The sequence below is a fragment of the Humidesulfovibrio sp. genome (genome assembly GCF_035560995.1).
GTDB lineage: Bacteria > Desulfobacterota > Desulfovibrionia > Desulfovibrionales > Desulfovibrionaceae > Humidesulfovibrio.
In genome coordinates this window covers 1-7,053 of sequence record NZ_DATMYK010000229.1, presented here as the reverse complement: position 1 = coordinate 7,053, position 7,053 = coordinate 1, and the positions used below count along the sequence as shown (strand labels likewise).

At 65.2% G+C, this 7,053-nt stretch carries 6 protein-coding genes; 2 read left to right on the top strand and 4 right to left on the bottom strand.

Annotated features, from left to right (window positions below):
- Positions 1 to 99 precede the first annotated feature (99 nt).
- Entirely contained in the window at positions 100 to 801 is a 702-nt protein-coding gene (locus VN419_RS09105) for an ABC transporter ATP-binding protein (RefSeq protein WP_325646714.1), read from the top strand.
- Positions 802 to 2,028, top strand: coding sequence for an ABC transporter permease (locus VN419_RS09100; protein ID WP_325646712.1), 1,227 nt, complete (start codon positions 802 to 804; stop codon positions 2,026 to 2,028).
- 320 nt (positions 2,029 to 2,348) lie between these two features.
- Here VN419_RS09100 and VN419_RS09095 read toward each other — a convergent pair whose 3' ends face one another.
- The 4 genes from VN419_RS09095 to VN419_RS09080 form a co-directional block, all read right to left on the bottom strand.
- A complete protein-coding gene (locus VN419_RS09095) occupies positions 2,349 to 3,464 on the bottom strand; it encodes a histidine kinase (RefSeq protein ID WP_325646710.1) in 1,116 nt (371 codons plus the stop codon).
- A 240-nt stretch (positions 3,465 to 3,704) separates the two neighbouring features.
- A complete protein-coding gene (locus VN419_RS09090; RefSeq protein WP_325646708.1) occupies positions 3,705 to 5,291 on the bottom strand; it encodes a methyl-accepting chemotaxis protein in 1,587 nt (528 codons plus the stop codon).
- 211 nt (positions 5,292 to 5,502) lie between these two features.
- Positions 5,503 to 6,237, bottom strand: a complete 735-nt coding sequence (locus tag VN419_RS09085) for an ABC transporter ATP-binding protein (RefSeq protein ID WP_325646706.1) — start codon at positions 6,235 to 6,237, stop codon at positions 5,503 to 5,505.
- Entirely contained in the window at positions 6,234 to 7,001 is a 768-nt protein-coding gene (locus VN419_RS09080) for an ABC transporter ATP-binding protein (RefSeq protein ID WP_325646704.1), read from the bottom strand. Before VN419_RS09080 ends, VN419_RS09085 begins: the two co-directional genes overlap by 4 nt.
- Positions 7,002 to 7,053: the final 52 nt, after the last annotated feature.

Genomic DNA, 7,053 nt, shown 5'->3' with positions numbered 1-7,053 from the left:
CACCGCCACCAAGGCCGCGGCCACGAACAACCCCTTGAGCGGCAACACGCGCGGACCCGGCATGGGCCCCCCGCCGCGCTAGGCCTGGCCAGAACAGCCATGAACGAAGTCGTACGCATCGAGGACATCACCAAGGCCTACCGCATGGGCGAGGAAACGGTGCACGCCCTGCGCGGGGTGTCCCTCACCGTAGGCCAGGGCGAGTTCGTGGCCATCATGGGCTCCAGCGGCTCGGGCAAAAGCACCTGCATGCACATCCTGGGCTGCCTGGACCGGCCCACCAGCGGGCGCTACATGCTGGACGGCGTGGCCGTGGAGAACATGGGCAAGAACGAGCTGGCGGACATCCGCAACAGGAAACTCGGCTTCGTGTTCCAGGGCTTCAACCTGCTCTCGCGCACCACCGCGCTTGAGAACGTCGAGCTGCCTCTGGTCTATGGCCGCGTGGGGCCCAAAGAACGCCGCGACCGCGCCCTGCACGCCCTGGACATGGTGGGCCTGGCCGAACGCGCCGGGCACCTCTCGAACCAGCTCTCCGGCGGGCAGCAGCAGCGTGTGGCCATCGCCCGCGCCCTGGCGGGCGACCCGGCCCTGATCCTGGCCGACGAACCCACCGGCAACCTGGACTCGCACATGAGCGAGGAGATCATGGACATCTTCAAGCGGCTGAACAGCGCGGGCAAGACCATCATCATGGTCACCCACGAGCCGGACATAGCCGCCCACGCCGGCAGGCGGGTGACCTTCCGCGACGGGAGGATCATCGAAGACTCGGCCGCCGCCGACCCGCAGGAGGCCTAGATGGACATCCTGCTGCCAGTAAAGATCGCCGCCCGGGCCCTGCGCGTGAATCTCATGCGCTCGTTCCTGACCATGCTGGGCATCATGATCGGCATCGGCGCGGTCATCATCATGGTGGCCGTGGGCTCCGGCGCCACCAAACAAATCTCCGACCAGATCGCCACCATGGGCTCGAACCTCATCATCATCCTGCCCGGCAGCACCACCAGCGGCGGCGTTCACGCGGGCATGGGCTCGCAGCCCACCCTGACCTTCGACGACGTGAAGGCCATCCGCACCGAGTGCCCGGCCGTGCTGCGCATCGCCCCGGAACAGCGCGGCACCGCCCAACTGGTGGCCGGAAACATGAACTGGTCCACGGACATCAGCGGCACCACGCCGGACTTCCTGCTCATCCGCGACTGGAAGATCGCCTCCGGCCGGGAAATGACCACCGCCGACGTGGAAACCGCGCAAAAGGTCTGCATCATCGGCAAGACCGTGGCCGAGAACCTCTTCGGCGACGAGGACCCCGTGGGCAAGCAGGTGCGCATCAAGGGCGTGCCCTTCCAGGTCATCGGCCTCTTGGAAGCCAAAGGCCGCAGCGCCCAGGGCACGGACCAGGACGACAAGGTCTTCATGCCCGTGACCACCGCCCAGCGCAAAATCATCGGCAACGCCTTTCCCGGCACCGTGGGCCCAACCCTGGTGCAGGCCGTCAGCGAAGCCAAGCTCGCCCAGGCCGAAGAAGAAATCAAAGCCCTGCTCGACCAGCGCCACCACATGAGCGCCACCAAGGAACGCGACTACACCGTGCGCAACCTCTCGGAAATCCTGGCCGTATCCCAGCAGTCGGCCAAAACCATGTCGCTGCTGCTGGGGGCCGTGGCCTCCATCTCGCTCATTGTGGGCGGCATCGGCATCATGAACATCATGCTCGTGAGCGTCACCGAACGCACGCGCGAAATCGGCATCCGCATGGCCATCGGCGCAAAGGAACGCGACATCCTGCTGCAGTTCCTGGCCGAGGCCGTGCTGCTGACCATGCTCGGCGGCTTCATCGGCATAGGCATCGGCATCGGCGGAGCCTTCGCCATCTCCGGGCTCTTCGGCTGGCCCACGCTCATCTCCGGGCAGGCCATAGCCCTGGCCGTGGCCTTCTCCAGCGCCATAGGCATCTTCTTCGGCTTCTACCCCGCGCGCAAGGCCGCAGGCCTGAACCCCATCGACGCGCTGCGTTACGAGTAGAAGGATATCCAGGGGCGCTGCCCCTGGACCCCGCCAGAGGGCACGAGGCCCTCTGGACTCCCTGTGGCGCGGGGCTTTGCTTCAGGCGCGAAAGCCGCCTGAAGCAAAGCCCCGCGCGGAGGGTTCGGGCGGGACATGTTCGACGAAACGACACAATGGTTGCCAACAACAACCACTTACAATGATCGTGAACACGCCACCCCCTTCCGCCCATCCCACCGCAATGGAAAGGCCCCGGACGAGCTTTGCTCGTCCGGGGCCTTTCCATTGCCCTGCGGGTCCAGGGGGTGCATGCCCCCTGGCCGCCGGAGGCTATTCTCTTACTCTTCCGGCCCGAAGCAGGTGTTGGGATCGAGGTCCAGCACTTCCTCGCCGCGGATGTAGTGCATCAGGCGCGGGTTATCCACGGCCGAGAGCAGGTTGGCGATGGCTCCGCGCAGGCGTTCGGCTCCGCCCAGGGCGCAGCCGATGAGTTCGATCTCGCGCCTCATGTCGTAGCCGGTGCCGATTTCGCGCAGGGCCTTGGAGGTGCCGGTGTGCACCACGGCTTCCATGTCCTCTTTGACGAGTTCCAGGCAGTTCTTGATGACGGAGAGCGCGTTGTTGCCCACGTGGGCCATGCCGCCCGCGGCCTTGGCCAGGGCGTCGCGGCCCACTTCAAGGCGCGATCCCACGGTGAGGGACACGATGCGCGAGCAGTCGGACAGGAAGCTGTGGTCGTAGTGGCTGAAGAAATCCACGGAGCGCGAGTAGAGCATGATGAGCCCGAAGGGGCGGGTGTCGTGCCCGCGCAGGATGAAGGCCAGGCGCGAGCGGTAGCCTTCCTGGTAGGCCACGCAGTCGTATGATTCGCCGCCGCGTTCGGAACTCATGAGGTTGTTCGAGACCACGTAGCTCCACTGCTTTTCGGCCACGGCCTGCATGACCGGATGGCCGGGGATGCTTTCCTCCATGGCGCGCACGAGAATGGGCGTACTGCTGCCGTGGGAGGTGTTGGCGGCCACGTTGATCCATTCGCCGCTGGCGTCTCGCAGGCGGCAGACGAACAGATCGGCCTCCAGGAATTCGATGAGCACTTCGGCGCTCTGCTCCAGAACTTCCTCGGAGGTCTGGAATTCGCCGCCCACGTTGATGAGGGCGTAGATGATCTGCACGGTGAGGGAGAGGTCCTCGTGGGAGCGGCGCATGGTGGCGAATTGCTGCTCCATGTGGGCCAGGGCCTGCTTGGCCTTGCCCCGGCGGCGCAGGCGCGCGGCGATGAGCGGGTCGAGTTTGGAACGGATGTCTGTGAGCATGGGCAAAAGCGAACGCCAGTCGAAAACGCGGGCGCGGCCGTCCACAAAGGTGGGCGTCTTGCCCGCCGCGTCGAGCCCGGCCTTGATGGAGCGCAGGAGGTCGCACATGGCCAGGCGCACCGGGGCAGGCGCCGCGCTCATGAGAGTGAGGAGTTCCTGGCGCACGGGGCGCGGCGGAACGGGGCAGACCACTGGGCGTATACGGCTGGGCATTGGGAATCTCTCGGGCTTGACGGTGTGCGGCATGGGCCGGTTTGAGTGCGCCGCTGCCACTATACCCCGGCCGGGGGGTTTGGCAAGCCTTGTGCGCAAAGGCACATGCCGCGCACAAAAAGGGCGGGCCGCAAGCACCCGCCCCTGTGGTCCCAGTTCCGGTCGCGCCTACTTTTCAGGCAGCATTTTCAGGTAGTTGCTCCCAGCACCAACGTCAAAAAAGCCGATGGTGGTCTGCAACTGCTCCGCCTGGCCGGAAAGCGCGTCCGAGGTGGCGCTCATTTCCTCCGAGGCCGCCGCATTCTGCTGGATCACGTGGTCCAACTGCTGGATGGCCTTGTTTATCTGCTCCGCGCCGATGCTCTGCTCCCGGCTGGCTGCGGTGATCTCCTGCACCAGCTCGGCGGTCTTCTGGATGGTGGGCACCAGCTCCTTCAGCAGCCGCCCGGCCTGATCGGCGATATGCACGCTGGAGCTGGCCAGGGTGCTGATCTCGGCCGCTGCGTGCCCGCTGCGCTCGGCCAGTTTGCGCACCTCGGCCGCGACCACGGCGAAGCCCTTGCCGTGTTCGCCCGCGCGGGCCGCCTCGATGGCGGCGTTGAGCGCCAGCAGGTTGGTCTGCCGGGCGATGTCCTCCACGATGCCGATCTTTTCCGAGATCTGGCGCATGGCCTCCACGGTCTGGGTCACGGCCTGGCCGCTGCCCTGGGCTTCCTTGGCCGCCTGCTGCGCCAGGGCGTCGGTCTTTTGCGCGTTCTCCGCGCTGTGGGAAATGTTCGAGGTCATCTGCTCCATGGACGAGGAGATTTCCTCCACGCTGGCCGCCTGGGAAATGGCCCCCTGCGAGATGGCGCGCGAGGTGGCCGAGAGTTCCGAACTGCTTGCGGCCACGCCCGTGGCGCCGTCCACCACGCTGCCGATGATCTGCGAGAGTTGTGCGATCATGGTGCTGAAGGCCGTGGCCACCGCGCCCATCTCGGCGCGGAAGGTGCCCTCCAGTCTGCCGGTGAGGTCGCCGCCGGCCACGCGTTCGGCAAAGGCGCGGATGGCTTCAAGCGGGGCGATGACCCCACGCTGGAGCAGCACCCAAGCCATGCTGAACACGAGGATCAGCACCAGCCCGGTCCAGCCCAGCACGGTCAGAATGGCCCTGGTCTGCTCGGCCTGGGCCGCGGCGTGGGAGGTGATGATCTCGAACGCGCCGTGGACCTCGCCCTCCTTCCAGCCCTCCTTGATGCCGCCCGTGGGATCGGCCTCGCCCTTGGGATCGCCGTGGCAGTAAAGACATTCCTTGGTCAGGCGGATGGCGCGGAAATAACGGGTCTGATTCGGCTCCTTGACGATCATTTCCGTAAGCTTCTTACTCTCCAGCTCTTCCAGGATCTGGCGTTCCTGGGGCGTGGGCTCGTTCTGGGGGTTGCGCGGGCTGATCTTGGGCACGCGGAACTGGTAACCGCCGCGCTCGGCGTTCTCCCGCGCCATCTTTATGGCCGTGACCACGGGCACGGCGTCCACCACCTTGTCCTTGGGGATCTCGCTGAAGGGGCGCATGATGCCCGCTTCCAGCTTGGCGCTCATCTCGTTTCTGGCGCTCTCGGCCATGAGGACGATGGCCCGGCTCTTGTCCAGCAAGCCTTCCTCGGAGAATTGGCTGATCGCCCGCACAAGGAAAAAGCTCATCACGCAGGACACGATGACCGGTCCGGCCAGGGCTATGCCCAAGAGGCGCCATTTGATGCTCAGGTTCCGGAACATGTGGAGATCCCCCTCGTCAGGATTGCGCCCACGCGAAAGAGGGCACGATATCGTCTCATAGCCGCCCTGGGGGATTATTGCAACAACGTGGGAGTTTTTCTCGGGTGTCTGGCAGGAAACAGCAGAGAGCCAAGCCGGGGCGTGACGCAAAAAAAGGGCGGGCCGTCGGTGAAACGGTCCGCCCCTTGGCGTCTTCTTGCAGGCTTTCGGACTAGCCGCCCAGGTAGGCCTTCTTGACCTCGGGATCGGCCAGCAGTTCCTCACTGGAGCCGTGGGCCACTATCTCGCCGGTATCCAACACGTAGCCGCGATGGGCGAAGCGCAGGGCCAGGTTGGCGTTCTGCTCGATGAGCAGAATGGTCAGGCCCTCGCGGTTCAGCTCCTTCAGGGTGCGGAACATGTCGTACATCAGCAGCGGGGCCAGGCCCATGCTGGGTTCGTCCAGCATCAGGAAGCTGCACTTGCTCATGATGGCGCGGCCCAGGGCCAGCATCTGCTGCTCGCCGCCGGAGAGCGACTCGCTGCGCTGCTTGCGGCGCTCGGCCAGGCGGGGGAACAGGGTGTACACCCGCTCGTAGTCGCGGGCGATGACATCGTGCCCGTCCGTGCGCGCGTAGGTGGCCAGCTTCAGGTTCTCTTCAACGGTCAGGTTGCCGAAGATGCGGCGGCCTTCCGGCACGAGGGCCATGTCCAGGTCGCTGACGATCTTGTGCGGCGGCACGTTCAGGATGCTCTGGCCGTTGAACAGAATGTCGCCCTCGGTGACGCGCGGGGCCTCCGGGGGGGGCAGGCGGCAGATGGACAGGAGCGTGGTGGACTTGCCGGCGCCGTTGGCGCCGATGAGCGTCACGATCTCGCCTTCCTTCACGTCGAAGGAGATGCCGTGCAGGGCCTCGATGTTGCCGTAGCGGACCTTGAGGTTTTTGACTTCCAGGAGCGTTTTCAAATCGTATCGTCTCCGAGGTAGGCTTTGATGACCGTGGGGTTCTTCTGGATGTCCTCCGGCCCGCCATCGGCGATGGTGGTGCCGAAGTCGATGACCTTGATGCGGGTGCAGAGGCTCATGACCACCTTCATCTGGTGCTCGATCATCCAGATGGTCACCGGGTAGTTGTCGTAAATCCAGCGCACCAGCTTGATGAGCCCTTCCACGTCCGAGGAGTTGAGACCGGCGGCGGGCTCGTCCAGGAGCAGCAGGGAAGGCTTCACGCTCATGGCCCGGGCGATCTCCACCCGGCGCTGCACGCCATAGGGCAGGTTGCGCGGCAGCTCATAGGCCACGTCCTTCAGGTCCATGGCTTCCAGGAGCTCCCAGGCGATGTTGTCGATGGCCTTCTCGCGCAGGTGGTAGTTCTTGGTGCGCAGGAAGCAGTCCATGAGGCTGTAGCCCAGGCGGTAGTGCTGGGCGATGCGGATGTTGTCCAGCACATGCATCTCGCCCCAGAGGCGGATGCCCTGGAAGGTGCGCGCAACGCCCAGGGCCGTCACCTGATGGGGACGCAGGCCTCTGGTGTCCTGGCCCTTCAGCTTGATGCTGCCCTCGCTCGGCTGGTAAAAGCCGGAGATGAGGTTGAACACCGTGGTCTTGCCCGCGCCGTTGGGGCCGATAAGCGCCACCAGCTCGTGCTCGCCAAGCTCGATATTGAAGTCGTTGACGGCGATCAGGCCGCCGAAGCGACGGGTGAGTCCGTTGATCTCAAGAAGCGACATGCTCTCTCCGGCTCGCTATTTGAACGAATAGTACTTGCGCAGTTTCGGGAAC